The organism is Roseateles sp. P2_H4 (assembly GCF_056403315.1).
The window spans coordinates 1-15,781 of sequence record NZ_JBFUFR010000001.1 but is presented as its reverse complement, the minus strand read 5'-3'; the positions used below and the strand labels follow the sequence as shown (position 1 = coordinate 15,781).

Annotated in this window: 15 protein-coding genes; 5 read left to right on the top strand and 10 right to left on the bottom strand. The window is 70.1% G+C overall.

The genetic code is table 11. The features are described from left to right. The first annotated feature begins 19 nt into the window (after positions 1–19). A complete protein-coding gene (locus AC1DW3_RS00075; protein ID WP_477927468.1) occupies positions 20–943 on the top strand; it encodes a glutaminase in 924 nt (307 codons plus the stop codon). Between the two features lie 199 nt (positions 944–1,142). Here the strand turns inward: AC1DW3_RS00075 and AC1DW3_RS00070 are convergent, their stop codons facing one another. The 5 genes from AC1DW3_RS00070 to AC1DW3_RS00050 form a co-directional block, all read right to left on the bottom strand. Then, entirely contained in the window at positions 1,143–1,748 is a 606-nt protein-coding gene (locus tag AC1DW3_RS00070; protein ID WP_477927467.1) for a redoxin domain-containing protein, read from the bottom strand. After that, entirely contained in the window at positions 1,745–3,829 is a 2,085-nt protein-coding gene (locus AC1DW3_RS00065; protein WP_477927466.1) for a protein-disulfide reductase DsbD family protein, read from the bottom strand. Before AC1DW3_RS00065 ends, AC1DW3_RS00070 begins: the two co-directional genes overlap by 4 nt. Positions 3,830–3,838: 9 nt before the next feature. Beyond that, the gene (locus tag AC1DW3_RS00060; protein ID WP_477927465.1) at positions 3,839–4,393 is read right to left on the bottom strand and encodes a tRNA-uridine aminocarboxypropyltransferase; all 555 of its coding nucleotides are present in this window, start codon (positions 4,391–4,393) and stop codon (positions 3,839–3,841) included. 11 nt (positions 4,394–4,404) lie between these two features. Continuing rightward, entirely contained in the window at positions 4,405–4,983 is a 579-nt protein-coding gene (locus AC1DW3_RS00055) for a hypothetical protein (protein ID WP_477927463.1), read from the bottom strand. 118 nt (positions 4,984–5,101) lie between these two features. Then, positions 5,102–5,278, bottom strand: a complete 177-nt coding sequence (locus tag AC1DW3_RS00050) for a hypothetical protein (RefSeq protein ID WP_477927461.1) — start codon at positions 5,276–5,278, stop codon at positions 5,102–5,104. A 169-nt stretch (positions 5,279–5,447) separates the two neighbouring features. On the opposite strand from AC1DW3_RS00050, the gene AC1DW3_RS00045 reads away from it, so the two are divergent. After that, positions 5,448–6,827, top strand: coding sequence for a leucyl aminopeptidase family protein (locus AC1DW3_RS00045; protein WP_477927459.1), 1,380 nt, complete (start codon positions 5,448–5,450; stop codon positions 6,825–6,827). Here AC1DW3_RS00045 and AC1DW3_RS00040 read toward each other — a convergent pair whose 3' ends face one another. Then, positions 6,828–7,721, bottom strand: coding sequence for a ProQ/FINO family protein (locus tag AC1DW3_RS00040; protein ID WP_477927457.1), 894 nt, complete (start codon positions 7,719–7,721; stop codon positions 6,828–6,830). A gap of 93 nt (positions 7,722–7,814) precedes the next feature. Between AC1DW3_RS00040 and AC1DW3_RS00035 the strand changes: the two genes are divergently transcribed. Further along, complete coding sequence (locus AC1DW3_RS00035) at positions 7,815–8,297, top strand: GFA family protein (RefSeq protein WP_477927455.1); 483 nt, start codon at positions 7,815–7,817, stop codon at positions 8,295–8,297. On the opposite strand, the gene AC1DW3_RS00030 is transcribed toward AC1DW3_RS00035, so the two are convergent. Both AC1DW3_RS00030 and AC1DW3_RS00025 read right to left on the bottom strand, forming a co-directional pair. Beyond that, the gene (locus AC1DW3_RS00030) at positions 8,294–8,971 is read right to left on the bottom strand and encodes a DUF4197 domain-containing protein (protein ID WP_477927453.1); all 678 of its coding nucleotides are present in this window, start codon (positions 8,969–8,971) and stop codon (positions 8,294–8,296) included. The genes AC1DW3_RS00035 and AC1DW3_RS00030 overlap by 4 nt on opposite strands. A gap of 46 nt (positions 8,972–9,017) precedes the next feature. Further along, complete coding sequence (locus AC1DW3_RS00025) at positions 9,018–10,031, bottom strand: diguanylate cyclase domain-containing protein (RefSeq protein WP_477927451.1); 1,014 nt, start codon at positions 10,029–10,031, stop codon at positions 9,018–9,020. 227 nt (positions 10,032–10,258) lie between these two features. On the opposite strand from AC1DW3_RS00025, the gene AC1DW3_RS00020 reads away from it, so the two are divergent. Together AC1DW3_RS00020 and AC1DW3_RS00015 are read left to right on the top strand one after the other, a co-directional pair. After that, the gene (locus AC1DW3_RS00020) at positions 10,259–11,197 is read left to right on the top strand and encodes a histone deacetylase family protein (protein WP_477927449.1); all 939 of its coding nucleotides are present in this window, start codon (positions 10,259–10,261) and stop codon (positions 11,195–11,197) included. Between the two features lie 10 nt (positions 11,198–11,207). Then, on the top strand, positions 11,208–13,916 hold the full coding sequence (locus AC1DW3_RS00015) for a bifunctional acetate--CoA ligase family protein/GNAT family N-acetyltransferase (protein ID WP_477927447.1): 2,709 nt from the start codon (positions 11,208–11,210) through the stop codon (positions 13,914–13,916). Here AC1DW3_RS00015 and AC1DW3_RS00010 read toward each other — a convergent pair. Further along, a complete protein-coding gene (locus AC1DW3_RS00010; RefSeq protein ID WP_477927445.1) occupies positions 13,902–14,840 on the bottom strand; it encodes a nucleoside hydrolase in 939 nt (312 codons plus the stop codon). The genes AC1DW3_RS00015 and AC1DW3_RS00010 overlap by 15 nt on opposite strands. After that, positions 14,837–15,616 (bottom strand): fumarylacetoacetate hydrolase family protein, encoded by a 780-nt coding sequence (locus tag AC1DW3_RS00005; protein WP_477927443.1) that lies wholly within the window; start codon positions 15,614–15,616, stop codon positions 14,837–14,839. Before AC1DW3_RS00005 ends, AC1DW3_RS00010 begins: the two co-directional genes overlap by 4 nt. Between the last annotated feature and the right edge of the window lie 165 nt (positions 15,617–15,781).

Here is a 15,781-nt window from a genome sequence, read left to right as displayed (position 1 = left end):
GCGATTGTCCCGGGCCAGAATGGCCGCCATGGACTTCCAGCTCATCCTCGACGAGATCAACGCCGAACTGCGCCCGCAGTTGGCCGCGGCCGGTGGCAAGGTCGCCACCTACATCCCGGCCCTGGCGCGCGTGTCGCCGCTGCAGTTCGGCATCGCGCTGCGCACGGTGGGCGGCAAGACGGCGCATGCAGGCGACAGCGCGGTGCCTTTCTCCATCCAGAGCATGTCCAAGATGTTCTCGCTGACGCTGGCCATCCGCGCGCTGGACGAGGCCCTGTGGGATCGCATCGGCCGCGAACCGTCCGGCAGCCCCTTCAACTCGCTGGTGCAGCTGGAGACGGAGCGCGGCATTCCGCGCAACCCCTTCATCAATGCCGGCGCGATCGCGGTCGCGGACCGGCTGGTCTCACAGGGTGACGCCAAGACCGAACTGCTGGCGCTGCTGGGCCGGCTTTGCGGCGAGCCCGTCACCATCGACTCGGAGGTCGCGCAGTCCGAAGCGGACACCGGCTTTCGCAACACCGCGCTGGCCAATTTCATGAAGGGCTTCGGCACGCTGGACAACGACGTGGCCACGGTGCTGGACGTCTACTTCAACCAGTGCGCTATTCGCATGAGCTGCGAGCAGGTGGCCTGCGCCGCGGGCTATCTGTGTCGCGACGGCCGCCACCCGCTGGCCGGCACGCCCGTGCTCAGCGAAGCGCAGACCCGCCGCGTCAACGCGCTGATGCTGACCTGCGGCACCTACGACGCAGCGGGCGAGTTCGCCTTCCGCATCGGCCTGCCCTGCAAGAGCGGTGTGGGTGGCGGCATCGTCGCCGTGGTGCCCGACGAGCTCAGCCTGTGCGTCTGGTCGCCCGCGCTGGACTCGACAGGCAACTCCCTGCTGGGCCGCCGGGCGCTGGAGCTCTTCGTCGCGAAGACGGGGCTGTCTGTCTTCTGATCAACTCAGCTTTTGATTGCGCTGAGCGCTGCCCACGCCCTACGAAACCGGGGTCTTCCGGGCCGAGCGCTGGGCCGCTCCCGAGCCGGCCCGTCTGGCGATGTGCTCGCGGCTCGATGCCGCGAGCATCGCCGTCCCCTCGGGGGACCGGTCAGACGCACCGCGTCCAGCGGTGTGCGACTGGCCGAGGGGCTTCATCTCAGCTCGCGTACTTGACGCTGCAGCCATAGGGCCGCGTCGACGCCTTCTCCACCTTGCGGCCGGCGGCCACGGCGGCCAGGGCCTCGGTCACATAGGGCTCGGCCTTGGCGATGTCGGCCTTGTCGGACGTCGCCAGGCTGTCGATGCCGCCTTTGTAGGCCAGCGTGCCATCGGCCTTGATGACGTACATATGCGGTGTCGTCTGCGCGCCGTAGAGCTTGCCCAGCTCACCCTTGGGGTCCAGCAGCGTCGCGGCGGGCGCGGCACCGCGGTCGGCATTGAGCTTCTGCGCGGCGGCGCCGTCAACGAAGCCTTGCTGGCCGGGCGCGGAGGAGATGACCTGCAACCAGACGACGCCTTGAGCAGCAGCGGCCTTCTGCTGGGTCTGCATATTGCCGGCGCCGTAGTGCTTCTTCACGTAGGGGCAGTCATGGTTGGTCCACTCCAGCACCACCGTCTTGCCCTTGTAGTCGGCCAGGGAGACCGTCTTGCCATCGGCCGTGGTGGCGGAGAAGGTCGGCGCCGGTGCGTCGACATTGGCGGTGGCGTGAGCCAGCGCGGGCAGGATCAGGGCGGCGAGCAGGCTGCGGCGAAGCAAGGTCATGTCGAACTCCTGGAAGCGGTGGGGGGCGTGGAGACAGCCTCGACGATGAGGCCGGGGGTGAGGATTTGCGGCAGCACCTGGGCCTCGGCGGCACCCGGCGCGTAGTAGAGGTAGAGGGGCACGCCCGAGCGGCCATGGGCCTTGAGCACGGCGGTGATGTGGGGGTCCTCGCGCGTCCAGTCGCCCTTCAGATAGGCCACGCCGGCCTTGGCGAAGGCTTCCTTGACCTCGGGGCGCGACAGGGCCACGCGTTCATTGACGAGGCAGGAGATGCACCAGGCCGCCGTCATGTTGACGAAGACCGGCTTGTTCTGAGCGCGCAACTCGGCCAGGCGCTCGGCGTTGTAGGCCTCGACGTTGGATTCAGCGCGCACCTCGGTCAACTCGACCGGCTTGATCCAATGCACCACGCCCAGCGCCAGCGCAAAGCTGGCCACCATGGCCACGCCACTGACGACGCCCTGGCCAGCTCGGCGCACCCACAGCGCGAAGGCGATCAGCACCAGGCCGCCAAGGGCCATGGCCACGCCATCCGGCCCGGCCTGCTGCGCCAGCACCCACAGCAGCCAGACGACAGCGGCATACATCGGGAAGGCCAGGAACTGCTTGAACTTGTCCATCCACGCGCCGGGCCGCGGCAGCCAGCGCTGGGCGGCAGGCCAGAAGGCGAGGATCAGGAAGGGCAGGGCCAGGCCCAGGCCCAGGGCGAGAAAGACGGCCAGCATCACCGCGGCCGGCTGGGCCAGCGCGAAGGCCAGCGCCGCGCCCATGAAGGGCGCCGTGCAGGGCGTGGCGACGACGGCCGCCAGCACGCCGGTGAAGAAGCTGCCGGCCAACCCTTGGCGAGCGGCCAGGTTGGAGCCCACGCCGGTGAAGCTGCCGCCGAAGTCGAAGACCCCCGACAGGTTCAGGCCGACGAGGAAGAGCAGATAGCTGACGATGAGGACGAAGACCGGCGAATGGAACTGGAAGCCCCAGCCCACCTGCTGGCCGCCGGCGCGCAGCGCGACCAGCACGGCCGCCAGGGCGGCAAAGCTGAGCAGCACGCCAGCCGTGTAGGCCAGGCCCTCCGCCTTGTGGTTGCCCTCGCGCACCAGGGCCAGGGCCTTGATGGACAGCACCGGGAAGACGCAGGGCATCAGGTTCAGGATCAGGCCGCCCACCAAGGCCAGCGCGAGCGCGGGCAGCAGGCCGAGGTCGCTTTCGGGGCTGGGCGTGGGCGCGGCGGCCGCGGTCGGTGCGCTCAGGTCGGCCGGGCCGGGGCCTTTGCCGGCGCCTTGCGGCATGGGCGCGGAGACGGTCCAGGCCTGCTCGCCGGCCGCCGTCGTCAGCACGAGGACGCCGGACAGCGGCTTGCCCGCCGGCACAGGTTCGTCACCGGCCGGAATATCCAGCGCCCAGCCGCCGCCCTGCGCCTTCAGCGCCTGCGGTGCGCTGTGCGCGACGGCACCCCAGGTGTCGGCGAAGAAATACGCTTTGGTGACGCCAGTGGCCGGCCCGCTGAGCTGCACGCCCTGGGCGGCCGCCTTCAATTGCACGGCAAAGGGGGCGGGCTTGGGAATGGCAGCGCGCCACTCCTCGACCTGGGCCGCGTCGGCGCCGGCCTTGGCCTCGGCGCCCACCGGCAGGTCCAGGCCCAGCGACACCTGCTCGGGAATGCAGACATCCTTGCAGACCAGCCAGCGCACCTCGGCCGTCGGCTTGAATCGGCTGCCCGGCTTGGCGTCGGCCGGCACGGTCAGGTCGACCAGCAGCGCGGGCTTGCCCTCGTAGCCGTAGTTGACGATGGGGCCGATGGCCTGGATGGACGGCGTGGGCCACTGGATGGCGCCGGCCTCGGTGCCCTGCCAGTCGATGCTGGTGGCTTGGCCCGAATCGCCCGGATTCAGCCAGTAGGTGTGCCAGTGCGGCTTGATGTTCTGCGCCAGCGCCACCGTGAAGCGCTGGCCCGGCGCCACCGTGGCCTGGCTGGCAACGAGGCGCGCCTGCACATGCTCGGTGGCTGCCTCGGGCGGTGCGGCGAGCGCGAGCAGCGGAGCGGCCAGAAGGGCCGAAAGGAAGGGGCGCGGGAACGAGAACATCCTGAAATCCTAGGCCAAACTGCTTTCACCGCGCCGGGACAGGCCCGCATGAACAAATGCGTCGAACGCAGACCATAGCGGCGCGAAGCGTTCCGGCCCGCCTTCCAGCAGGTCCAAGGCATGCAAACCGGCCTCGAAAGTCGACAGCTGGCCGGGCCGGTGCGCGCGGCGTATCGCGTAGCGGCCGGGCTGCTCCGGCAGGCTCAGCCGCGGCAACGCGGCCAGCCAGGGGTTGGCCGCCAACAGGCGGCGGCTCTGGCGCCAGCTGCCGTCCAGCAGGATGAGTCGGTCGACGTCGCCTGGCCTGGCCGGCTCGCCCTCGCCCGGGTAAAGAAGTGCCGTGGTCGGGCCGCCCAGCGCCGGGTCGAAGGCCTCGCCCCGCAGCAGCCGCGCAGCCGGGTACAGGCCCAGCGTCAGGAAAACGGCGGTGCTCTTGGCATGGCCGGCCTCGGCCGGGTGCTGCAGGATCAGCAGCTCGGTGCTCACGGCCAGCGGCGCCGGCAGCGTCGCACACAGGCAGGTGGAGGCGGGGCGCTCGCAGCGCGGGCAGACCGCGCGCGGCATGGTGTCGCGGCTCAGTTCGCCGGTGGCGACACGGAATGCGGCGCGATGGTCGACACCGTGCTGTCGGCGCCCGCATCGGCGGCCGCCGCCTCCTCGCTGGCACGACGCCGCGAGCGCGTGCTCGGCAGGCCTTCCTGGCGCCGCTTGGCCAGGCGGCCGGCCAGCCAGACGCCGCCGACGACACCGAAGATGTTGAGCGCCCCGAACAGCGGCGCCGCGTTGGACGACAGCAGCATGTTCTGCAGCGGCGCCGAATAGGCACGCGGCTTCAGCGCAAAGCTGAAGGCGCCGAAGATCAGCCAGCCCGCCCAGGCCACGCCGATGCCCGACATCATCCAGGCGACATAGGGGCGATGGCGGCGGCGCTGCGGCCGCAGCGTCAGGTATCCCCAGGTCAGCGAGACGAGGAAAAGCAGTACCGCAATGGCGACGGCCTCGCCGAGCATCACCGGCAGGCTGTTGCGGCCACCCAGCTGGGCATAGACCTGGCGCGGCAGACCGGTGCTGGCGTACTTCATGGCGGCGCCCGCGCCGAAGCAGTAAAGCAGGAGGCCGGAAAAGAAGGCGATGGAGCGGCGGGCGGCTTTCATGGGGGCGCATTCTCGGCGTTGTCGGCGCTCCGGATTCGGGAGGATTTCCCGATCGGCCCAAAACAAAGCCCGCCGTCCGGGGCCGGACGGCGGGCTGGGAAGTGGATCGCTGGGGGTGTCAGCGCTTGCGGTCGAAGCGCATGGCGCGGGCCAGGCCGCGGCGCTCGCCGCTGTAGAAGCCGGTGTCGAAGGCCTCGTGCTTGCGGCCCTTTTCGACGGATTCCTCGGCGCTCCAGGCCGCCTCGGGGAGGGGCAGGCGGCGCGGCTGGTGTTCGGTGCGGGGCTGGATCTTCATGATGGCTGGTGGCCCTTGGGGGCCGTCTCACGCCGATTGCGGCGCGATTGGGAGGCACAACGCCAGCCCGGCGGGGGTGGTTGACAGGCCAAACACACTTCTTTGCACTTGTGGCCTGCGGTCACCCGGTGTGAAGACAATGTCGGTTTTGGAACCCAGGATTCCCGCGATGACCGTCCAGCTCAAAAAGACCCTCCCGGCCAAGGCCACCCCCATCACCGTCGTCGACCGGGCTGCCTTCCAGGCCCTGGCCCCCAGCCTGCCCGAGGCCACCCGCGCCTGGCTGGCGACGGTCGGCTTCGTCGGTGCCGCCGACAGCCACGCCCTGCTGCCCGGCGCCGACGGCCGCCTCGCCCAGGTGTTTGCCGGCGTGGCGCACACGGCCCACCCCTTTGCGCTGAGCCATCTGCCGCTGGCCCTGCCGGAAGGGCTCTACAAGCTGGATGACGCCGGCCTGGCCCTGCTGCCCGAGGCGGCGGCCATGTCCTGGGAGCTGGGCGGCTACCGCTTCGACCTTTACAAGCCGGCCAAGCGGGCGCCGGCGACGCTCGCGCTGAAGCAAGGCAGCGACGCCGAGCGCGGCATCGCGCTGGCGACGGCCATGACCGCCACGCGCGACCTCGTCAACACGCCCGCCGAGCACATGGGCCCGGCCGAGCTGTCCGCCGCCGCCAAGGCCTTGGCCAAGCAGTACGACGCGACCTTCACCGAAACCGTCGGGGACGCGCTGCTGAAGAAGAACTTCCCCAGCATTCACGCCGTTGGCCGCGCAAGCACGCGCTCACCTCGCCTGATCGAGGTGAACTGGGGCAATCCCAAGCACCCCAAGCTGGCCCTGGTCGGCAAGGGCGTCTGCTTCGACACCGGCGGCCTGAACATCAAGCCCGGCGAAGGCATGCGCCAGATGAAGAAGGACATGGGCGGTGCGGCCAATGCGCTGGGCCTGGCCGGCCTCATCATGGCCTTCAAGCTGCCGGTGCGGCTGCAGTTGCTGATCCCGGCGGTCGAGAACTCGATCTCGGGCAACGCCTACCGGCCCGGCGACGTCATCAAGACCCGCAAGGGCCTGCACATCGAGATTGGCAACACCGATGCCGAAGGCCGCGTCATCCTCTGCGACGCGCTGGCCTATGCCGCCGAAGGCAAGCCCGACCTCGTCATCGACCTGGCGACGCTGACCGGTGCCGCGCGGGTGGCGTTGGGCGCCCAGTTGCCGGCGCTGTTCGCCAAGCACATGGACACGGCCCGCGACCTCGTCGACCTGGGCCTGAAGCTGGACGACCCGCTTTGGCATATGCCGCTGTGGGCGCCGTATCACTCGGGCATCGAGAGCACCATCGGCGACATCGTCAACACCGGCAAGAGCCCGCTGGCCGGCGCCATCAACGCCGCGCTGTTCCTCGAAGACTTCCTGCCGGCCCAGCAGGATTGGCTGCACGTCGACCTGTTCGCCTGGAACGACGCGCCGCGCCCTGGCCGCCCGGTGGGCGGCGAGGCGCAGACGATCCGCACCTTGCTCGCCTACCTGGAGCAGCGGTATTCGGCCTGATTACTCGGTCGCCTGATCCTTGCCAGGCGGCTGAGCCTCCTGGGCCGGAGCGGCCTCGGGAGCCTTGGGCTTGGCGGCCTGATCACGACGCGGCTGGTCGGGCTTCCTGCCCTGCCCCTGGCGCTGGGGCGGGCGGCCGCCTTCACGACGATCATCGCGGCGGCCTTCCGGTCGACCACCACCGCCGGGACGTCGGTCATCACGTCGCGGCGGGGGGCCGTCGCGACGCGCCTCACGCGGCGGTGCCGGCGGGGCCTCGGCGCGCTCCTTGCGGGCGATCTCCAGCAGGCCTGGCAGCTCTTCGGGCACGACGCCCTTGAGCACGCAGAAGTTGGCCTCGGTCAGCGTCGTGCGCTCGAAGTCCCACAGCAGCTGGCCGCGGTTGCGGCGCTGCTGCGCTTCCAGCTGGTGGCGCTCCTGCTCCACCTGCTCGCGTTCCTGCTTCAGGCCGCGGCGGCGGGCCAGCTCTTCCTGGGCCGCCTTGAGGTGTTCCTCGGTGATCTCGCCGGCCGGCTGGCCGTCGAGGTCGAAACGGGTCTTGGCCTGGGTCAGCGCGATCAGATAGCCGGTGCTACCGGTGTAGCGGCGCAGGAAGGCGCTGAGCTGGGCCTTGCTGAACTTGCCGGGCGCACGCTCCTGGATGTCGGCCTGCACGCGCAGCTTGACCGGCTTCGGCCTCCCGGTGAACAGCGCCGGGAACAGGGCCTTCAGCTCGGCCGTGGCGTCTGCCGCCGATGCAGCGGGCGCGGCCTCGGCAACAGCCGGCGCAGCGTCGGCGGGCGTCTCGGACACGCTCTCGGTGGCGGGCGTCGCCTCTGGCGCGGACACGGGCGCAGCCGCAGCGGCTGCCGGTTCTTCGGACGGGGTGACGGGATCGGGAAGATCGGAATTCATCGCAAAGCCGCCGAAGCGGCAGCAAACAGGCAAGGGCCGGGATTGTCGGCCATCATGGCCACCTGCACGCCATCTCTTGGAAAGGCCAGCCCAATGCACCTCGAAGGCTCATGCCATTGCGGCCAGATCAGGTTCTCCGTCGAAGCGGATTCGCCCGTCCCTTTCATGCGCTGCTACTGCTCCATCTGCCGCAAGACGGCCGGTGCGGGCGGCTATGCGATCAACCTCGGAGCGAAGACGCTGTCGATGAAGGTCAAGGGCAAGCGGCATCTGCGCATCTACCGCGCCAAGCTGCCCGACAAGTCGGGCAAGGGCAAGCACAAGAGCAGCGCGCGACGCTATTTCTGCATGAAATGCGGCAGCGCCCTGTGGCTGTGGGACCCGACCTGGCCCGAGCTCGTGCACCCGCACGCCAGCGCCATCGACACGCCGCTGCCGACGCCACCTGAGCATGTGCACTGCATGGTGGGCTCCAAGGCGGACTGGGTCGAGGTGGAAGGCTCGCCAAAGGACCCGCGTTTCGATGCGTACCCGGACCACTCGCTGGCCGAGTGGCACCAGGCACACGGCCTCTAGCCAAGGCCGCCGAAGACCTTCTTGAGGATGGCGCTGCCGGTGCCGACCGGGTCCTGGCGGATCTTCTTCTCCTCTTCGGCAATCATGCGATAGAGGCCGTCCAGCGCCTTGGCGGTCACGTACTGCTGGATGTTGGCCTCGTCGCCCTTCACCAGGCCGAAGCCGCCGGCCTTCTTGGCGACGGCGTTGTACTTGTCGGCCAGCGACACCTTCTCGGTCGCCTTGGTCACGATGGGCAGGAACTGCTGGCCCAGCGGCTCACGCGTCTTGCCGGCAAAGAACTGCGTCACCGAGTCGTCCCCGCCTTTCAGGATCTTCAGCCCGTCGTCGACGCTCATGTCCTTGACGGCCTTGACGAGCAGGGGCTTGGCGGCCGGCACCGCCGCCTCGGCGGCGCGGTTCATCGCGGTGACGAGTTCGTCCAGCTTCTTGCCCTGGCCGGTGGCCTTCAGCAGCTTGGCGGCGTCCTTCAGATAGCCGGGCAGCTCGATCTTGACGAGGGGATTGCCGAGGAAGCCGTCCTGCTTGCCAAGCAAGGCCACGGCCGAGTTGGCGCCGCGCTCCAGGGCCGTGCGGATGCCGGCGTTGGCGTCCCCCTCGCTGAGGTTGAGTGCCCAGGCCGGACGCAGCAGCAGGAGAGCGGGCGCACTGACGATGACGAGGCGGCGTTGCATGGTGACAGGCTCCGGACGGGGGAGCCCCATCTTGCCATCGCCCGTTCTAGGCTGCGACGACGTGCTGCAGCGCGCGTTGGATCTCGCGCTTCTGGCGGTACATGCGCTGGTCGGCCAGTTCCAGCAGCTGCACGACATCGCTGCCATCTTCGGGGAAGCAGGCCGCACCCAGGCTGGCCGCCAGCGGCAGGTTGCGGCCTTCGAAGTGGAAGTCGCCGTTGAGTTGCTGGCGCAGGCGGGCGATCGTCGCCTCCAGCCCGCCTTCAGGGGCCAGGGGCCGCAACAGAATGCCGAACTCGTCACCGCCCAGGCGAGCCGCCGTGTCGGACTGACGCACGCTGGCGTTCAGCCGTCCGGCGAACTCCAAAAGGGCCGCGTCACCCACGCGATGGCCATGGTTGTCGTTGATGGGCTTGAGGCCGTTCAGGTCCAGCATCAGCACAGCCAAGGGCTGACCATCGCGCCCAGCCTGGGACAGGGAGGAGCGCAGCCGGTCGAGGAAGAGGGAGCGGTTGGGCAGGTTGGTCAGACCGTCGTGCGTCGCCTTGTGGAAGAGCTCGCCGGGGGCATACCGGGTGGCGAAATACATGGCTGCGGCGACCAGGTCGGACAGCAGCTCCAGCAATGCGAAATGGCGGTCATTGAAATGAGCCACCTGGCTGGACATGGCCTTGAGCACGCCCACCGTCTCGCCCTGATGGCGCAGCGGCACGACGACCATGGAGCGCAGGCCCAGCTTCTCGCAGGCCGCGCGGTCGGTGCGGGGGTCGGCCAGCGCGTCGTCACAGTGCAGGGCATGGCCCTCGCGCACGCACAGGCCCGACAGGCTGGCGCCACGCTTGAGCCGCAGGCCCAGGCTGCCACGGGCCATGCCGGCCGCGGCGCGGTAGACCATGTCGTCGCCCTCGGCCAGCTCGACGGCCGCCCCGTCGGCGCCCACCAGGCTCAATGTGCGCTGCACGACCAGGCTCATCAGCCCGCCCAGATCCAGGCCCAGACGAGCCACCTCGGTCTGGATGGCGATCACTTCGAGCAATTTTTCGCGGCTTGGCACCGGCATCTCCTGGCTGCATCCGCTGCGAATGCGGTCCGTGGCGCTACGCGCTCTGTCGGCAAGCCCCTGTCGACGCGATTTTGCACTGAGGCATAAATGATGTCGACACGCAGATTTCACCACCAAAGTCAGAGGCGATTCCGCGCGGCTTGCGTTGAGTCAACACCGCGCCGGCCAGCCTGCCTAGCATGGCCGCCAGAGCCGGATGACAGACGCCGCGCCGGAGACAAGCCATGCTGCCCGCCTACATCAGCCATCCCGATTGCCTCCGTCACGACATGGGCAAAGGCCACCCCGAATGCCCCGAGCGCCTGAACGCCATCGCCGACACCCTGCTGGCACGCGGCCTGCTGGACTACATGCTGCCCCATGACGCGCCCCAGGCCACCCAGGCCCAGTTGGAGCGGGCGCATACGGCCCTGCACGTGCGGCGCATGTTCGACGCAGCGCCCACCCAGGGCTATGTGCAGGTGGACCCGGACACCTGCATGAACCCTTACACCCTGCCCGCCGCCCTGCGCGCCGCCGGCGCCGCCGTGCTGGCGACGGACCTGGTGCTGGGCGGCCAGGTGCCGGCCGCCTTCTGTGCCGTTCGCCCGCCCGGCCACCATGCCGAACATGACGCGGCCATGGGCTTTTGCTTCTTCAACAACGTCGCCGTCGGCATCCGCCACGCGCTGGACGTGCATGGCCTCACGCGCGTGGCCCTGGTCGACTTCGACGTCCACCACGGCAACGGCAGCGAGGACATCCTGGCCCGCGACGAGCGCGTGCTGATGTGCAGCATCTTCGAGATCGGCCTCTACCCCTTCAACGGCGCCGACGCCCGCTCGCTGAAGGACGCAGCCAACATGGTCAACGTCGGCCTGCCGCCGCGCAGCGGCAGCGAGGCCTTCCGCGCCGCCGTCACCCAGCACTGGCTGCCGGCGCTGGAACGCTTCCGGCCCGAGTTGATCTACATCAGCGCCGGCTTCGATGCCCATCGCGAGGACGACATGGGCAACTTGGGCCTTGTCGACGCCGACTACGCCTGGGTCACGCGCCAGCTGATGGACGTCGCCGAGCACCACTGCCGCGGCCGCGTCATCTCCTGCCTCGAAGGCGGTTACGTCCTCAGCCCGCTGGCGCGCAGCGTCGCGGCCCATGTCCAGGTGCTGATCGGCGCCGACTAGAGTTCCTCGAATGGATCACCACTTCCTCACGCCGCTGTTCATGCCGGGCTCGGTGGTGGTCTTCGCCGGCCCACCGGATGATCCCGAGCGCCAGACCCGCCAGGCGCGCGTGCTGCGCGCCGCGCTGGCGGCCGCCCCCGGCGCCTACCCGCCGCAGTTCCTGCACGGCGACACGACGGGTACGCTGGGCGATCTGGCGCGCTCGCGGGCCGACCTGGCCATCATCGCGCTGCCGCCCGAGGAGATCGCCGCGGCATTGGAGGTGGCCGGTCGCATCGCCTGCCGCTCGGCGCTCATCGTCAGCGACGGCGTGGAGCCCGAGCAGGCCGCCCAGCTCAAGCGCATCGCAAGGCGTGAGGGCATGCATCTGCTGGGTCCCAACTGCCTGGGCTTCCAGCGCCCCCACCTCAAGCTCAACGCGAGTGCCGCCGGYCCGCTGGCGGCCGAGGGGTCGCTGGCGCTGGTGTCGCAGTCCGGCGCGCTGACCTCGGCCATGCTGGACTGGGCGCAGCAGAACCACGTCGGCTTCAGCCAGGTCGTGTCGCTGGGCCCGAACGCAGCGGTGGACCTGGCCCAGGTGCTGGACTTCCTGGCCAGCGACAGCCGCACGCAGAGCATCGTCGTCTACCTGGAAGGCATCTCCAGCGCACGCCGCTTCATGAGTGCACTGCGCTCGGCGGCCCACGCCAAGCCGGTCGTTGTGCTCAAGGCGGGCCGGCGCAGCGCCGGCAACGAGGCCGCGCTGACGCATTGCCGCGCCATCGTCGGCAGTGATGACGTCTTCGACGCCGCCCTGCGTCGCGCCGGCGCGGTGCGTGTGCGCAGCTTCGTGGAGCTGTTCTCGGCCGCCAAATGCCTGGCCGCGCGCTACCGGCCTGTCGGCAGGCGCCTGGCCATCGTCACCAACGGGGGTGGTCCGGGCGTGTTGGCGGCGGACTGGGTCAGCGAGATCGGCTTGCAGCTTGGCCGGCTGTCGCCCGATGGCGCACGCGCCCTCTCGCCACAGCTGCCCAGGCGCGCCTCGCTGGCCGACCTGCTCGACCTGTCGGCCGAAGCCACGCCGGAGCACTTCCGCCTCGCGCTGGAGGCTGCTGCGGCCGACCCGGCCATCGACGGCGTGCTGGCCGTCTACGCGCCACAGATCGGCTCCGACGCCGCCGACGTGGCGCGCGCCGTCGTCGCGGCCAAGGCCGCCACGGCCAAGCCGATGCTGGGCTGCTGGATGGGCGACGMCTCCGTGCAGGAAGCCCGCCGCGTGCTCAACGATGGCGGCATCGCCAACTTCCGCACCCCCGAGGCGGCCGTGGGCGCCTTCGGCAACATCGCATCGTTCTACGCCAACCAGCAGTTGCTGCTGCAGACACCGCCGCCGATGTCCAACCTGGCCTTGCCCGACGTCGAGGCCGCGCGGCTGCTGATCGAGAGCGTGCTGGCCGAGCGCCGCCGCACGCTGACCGAGATGGAGAGCAAGGCGCTGCTGGCGGCCTTCCACATCCCGGTCACGCAGACGGTGCTGGCGCGCAGCGCCAACGAGGCCATGATGCTGGCCACGCAAATGGGCTTTCCTGTCGCGTTGAAGATCGACTCGCCCGACATCTCGCACAAGACCGACGTGCAGGGCGTGGCGCTGAACATCCAGAGCGGCGCCGCAGCGCGCGACACCTTCAACGAGATGGTGGCGCGCGTGAAGCGGCTGCAGCCGCAGGCGCGCATCAACGGCGTGACGGTGCAGAAGATGGCCCGCGCGCACAGAGGCCGAGGAGGCCACGAGGTCTGCGTCGGCCTGGTGACCGACGAGGCCTTCGGGCCGACCATCGTCTTCGGCGCCGGCGGCACGATGATCGAACTGATTGCCGACCGCGCCATGGAACTGCCGCCGCTGAACCAGTTCCTGGCCCGCCGCCTCATCGAGCGCGCCCGCATCGCCGAGACCTTGACGGCGGGCTGGCAAGGCGGCCCTCCGGCCGACCTGGAGGCGCTGGAGCGCGTGCTGCTGCGCGTCAGCGAAATGGTCTGCGAGTTCCCGCAACTGCGCGAGATGGACATCAACCCGCTGATCGTCGACGAGACCGGCGCCGTCGCGGTGGATGCGCGCATCGTGCTGCAGCCAGGCCAACAGGCCGGCAGCCCGCGCGCCTTCGACTACCCGCACCTGGCCATCCTGCCCTACCCGGCGCGCTTCGAGCAGGTCTGGCCGCTGGCCGGCGGTGGCGAGGTGACGGTGCGCCCCGTGCGGCCGGACGACGCGCAGATGCTGCAGGACCTGGTGCGCGGCCTGAAGCCCGAGAGCCGCTACTTCCGCTTCGCCAGCGCGATCCGGGAGCTGCCGCCGGGGCTGCTGGCGCGCCTCACGCTGATCGACTACGACCGCGAGATGGCGCTGGTGGCCGTCTTCACGGAGCGCACGGCACGCGACGACGGCGGTTTCGACGAGGCCGAGCGCATCGTCGGTGTGTCGCGCATCATCACCAACCCCGACCAGACCAGCTGCGAGTTCAGCCTGCTGGTGGCCGACGATTTCGGCGGCAAGGGCCTGGGCTCGCGGCTGATGGAAGGCATCACCGACGCCGCGCGCGAGAAGGGCCTGGCCGACATCGAAGGGCTGGTGCTGACGAACAACAGCGACATGCTCAAGCTGATGCGCGGCCTCGGGTTCACGGTCAAGCCCTTCCCGGAAGACCCGGACTTCAAGCTGGTGGCTCGCTCACTGCAAGGCTGACAGGCGCTCCGTCAGCAGCGCGAAAAAGCCGTCCGCGTCGACATGACGCAACACCTGGGCGTTGGCCGGCAGGCCGGTCACGGCCCACCAGTCGATGACAGTCATGCCGCGCGTGAGTTCGCTCTGCGTCTCGACGCGCACATTGCAGTCACGGCCGCTGAACAGCTCGGGCTTGAGCAGCCAGGCGATCACGCAGGGGTCGTGCAGCGGGCCGCCGTCCTGGCCGTATTTCTCTTCGTCGAAGCGCTCGAAGAACTCCATCCACGCGGCAACGACGCCGCCGACGCGGTTGCCCAGGTGGCGGATGGCTTCGATGCGGGCCGCCGTCGTCAGCGCTTCGTGGGTCACGTCCAGCGGCGCCATCGTGATGGGCACGCCGCTGGTGAAGACCTCATGCGCGGCCTGGGGATCGACGTAGATGTTGAACTCGGCCGCCGGCGTGACGTTGCCGCCCTCGAAGAAGCCGCCGCCCATCAGCACGATGCGGCGGATGCGCGCCGCGATGTCGGGGGCCTGGCGCAGGGCCAGCGCGATATTCGTCAGCGGGCCGAGCGGGCACAGCATCACCGTGCCGGCCTCGCGCTCGCGCAGGGTCTGGATGATGAAGTCCACCGCATGGCGCGGGTCGAGGCCAAGAGTCGGCTCGGGCAGCTCGACGCCGTTCAGGCCGGTATCGCCATGCACATGCTCGGCGGTCACCAGCGGCACGTCCAGCGGCCGGTCGGCGCCGGCGCAGATGGGCACGTCGCGGCGGCCGGCCAGTTCCATGACCTTGCGGGCGTTCAGTGTCGTCAGCGCCAGCGGCACGTTGCCGGCCACCGTCGTCACGCCGAGCAGCTCCAACTCGGGGCTGGCGGCGGCCAGCAGCAGGGCGATGGCGTCGTCCTGGCCGGGGTCGGTGTCGATGATGATGGCTTGGCTCATACGAGGGCGGGCGGGGGTGCGAGGTCGAGGTCGATGGCGCCGAAGAGGCTGGCGCCCTCGGCGGACTTGAGGTCCAGACGCAGGCTGTCGCCGGCGGCGAGCGGCAGTTCCAGGCTGCCGAGGGTCGCGCCGGCGAGCTGGCCGGCACGCAGCGAACGCAGGCGGGCCAGCCGCGCGAGCACTTCACCGGGCGCTGCAGCCACATCACGCGGGTCGAGCTTGGCGCCGTTGTGCAGCACGTTCAGCCGGGCCTGCAGGCGGCCGCCCGCCCAGGCCTCGCCCAGCTCATCGGGTGTGACGGCCAGCGGCGCGCAGTGGGTGGCGATCAATTCGCCGTCCAGGCGCCAGTCCACGGCGAAAGTCAGCAGGCGCAGCGCGTCCAGTGCGGCAGCGGTGTCGCTGGCGGCAGCCAGGTCGCCGCTGATGGCGGCCAGCACCGGCTCGCAGGCTGCGGGCGCCTTCAGGGGCTGGTGCGAGGCCTGGAACTGGCCGGCTTCGCGCCGCACGCCGCCATCGGCATCGACCACCGCCCAGCCAAAGGCGCGTGGCAGCGGCGCCACGCATTTCTCGGGCTCGAAGGCGAAGGCGTGGCGCAGCTTGCCGTGGTTGAGCTGCACGGCCAGGTCTTCGAGCTGGGGAGCGAGGAAGCCCCAGTCGTCGAGGACCTGCTGCAGGCGCGTGGCGATGCCGGTGGCGTAATGCGCCTGGGTCAGGTCGCGCGACACGACGACGAGATGGCCGTCGCGCGAGCCGTCGGCGTAGCTGGCGAGTTTCATGGGCGGAGATCCGGGGTGATGGCAGCATTGTGCGATGCGCGCCGGCCTGCTCTTCCCCCGCGCCGCCCTGCTCGCGCTGGCGGCCAGCCTGCTCGCCCACCTGGCGCTGCTGGGGGGCGAGCGCGTGCGCGACGACGGCGCCACCCGGCCGGCACGGGCCGTCAG

What these genes read in the sequence shown, in the direction of transcription:
- AC1DW3_RS00075 (WP_477927468.1), top strand. Translation starts at nt 20, where the DNA reads ATGGCCGCCATGGACTTCCAGCTCATCCTCGACGAGATCAACGCCGAA.
- AC1DW3_RS00070 (WP_477927467.1), bottom strand. Translation starts at nt 1,748, where the DNA reads ATGACCTTGCTTCGCCGCAGCCTGCTCGCCGCCCTGATCCTGCCCGCG.
- AC1DW3_RS00065 (WP_477927466.1), bottom strand. Translation starts at nt 3,829, where the DNA reads ATGTTCTCGTTCCCGCGCCCCTTCCTTTCGGCCCTTCTGGCCGCTCCG.
- AC1DW3_RS00060 (WP_477927465.1), bottom strand. Translation starts at nt 4,393, where the DNA reads ATGCCGCGCGCGGTCTGCCCGCGCTGCGAGCGCCCCGCCTCCACCTGC.
- AC1DW3_RS00055 (WP_477927463.1), bottom strand. Translation starts at nt 4,983, where the DNA reads ATGAAAGCCGCCCGCCGCTCCATCGCCTTCTTTTCCGGCCTCCTGCTT.
- AC1DW3_RS00050 (WP_477927461.1), bottom strand. Translation starts at nt 5,278, where the DNA reads ATGAAGATCCAGCCCCGCACCGAACACCAGCCGCGCCGCCTGCCCCTC.
- AC1DW3_RS00045 (WP_477927459.1), top strand. Translation starts at nt 5,448, where the DNA reads ATGACCGTCCAGCTCAAAAAGACCCTCCCGGCCAAGGCCACCCCCATC.
- AC1DW3_RS00040 (WP_477927457.1), bottom strand. Translation starts at nt 7,721, where the DNA reads ATGAATTCCGATCTTCCCGATCCCGTCACCCCGTCCGAAGAACCGGCA.
- AC1DW3_RS00035 (WP_477927455.1), top strand. Translation starts at nt 7,815, where the DNA reads ATGCACCTCGAAGGCTCATGCCATTGCGGCCAGATCAGGTTCTCCGTC.
- AC1DW3_RS00030 (WP_477927453.1), bottom strand. Translation starts at nt 8,971, where the DNA reads ATGCAACGCCGCCTCGTCATCGTCAGTGCGCCCGCTCTCCTGCTGCTG.
- AC1DW3_RS00025 (WP_477927451.1), bottom strand. Translation starts at nt 10,031, where the DNA reads ATGCCGGTGCCAAGCCGCGAAAAATTGCTCGAAGTGATCGCCATCCAG.
- AC1DW3_RS00020 (WP_477927449.1), top strand. Translation starts at nt 10,259, where the DNA reads ATGCTGCCCGCCTACATCAGCCATCCCGATTGCCTCCGTCACGACATG.
- AC1DW3_RS00010 (WP_477927445.1), bottom strand. Translation starts at nt 14,840, where the DNA reads ATGAGCCAAGCCATCATCATCGACACCGACCCCGGCCAGGACGACGCC.
- AC1DW3_RS00005 (WP_477927443.1), bottom strand. Translation starts at nt 15,616, where the DNA reads ATGAAACTCGCCAGCTACGCCGACGGCTCGCGCGACGGCCATCTCGTC.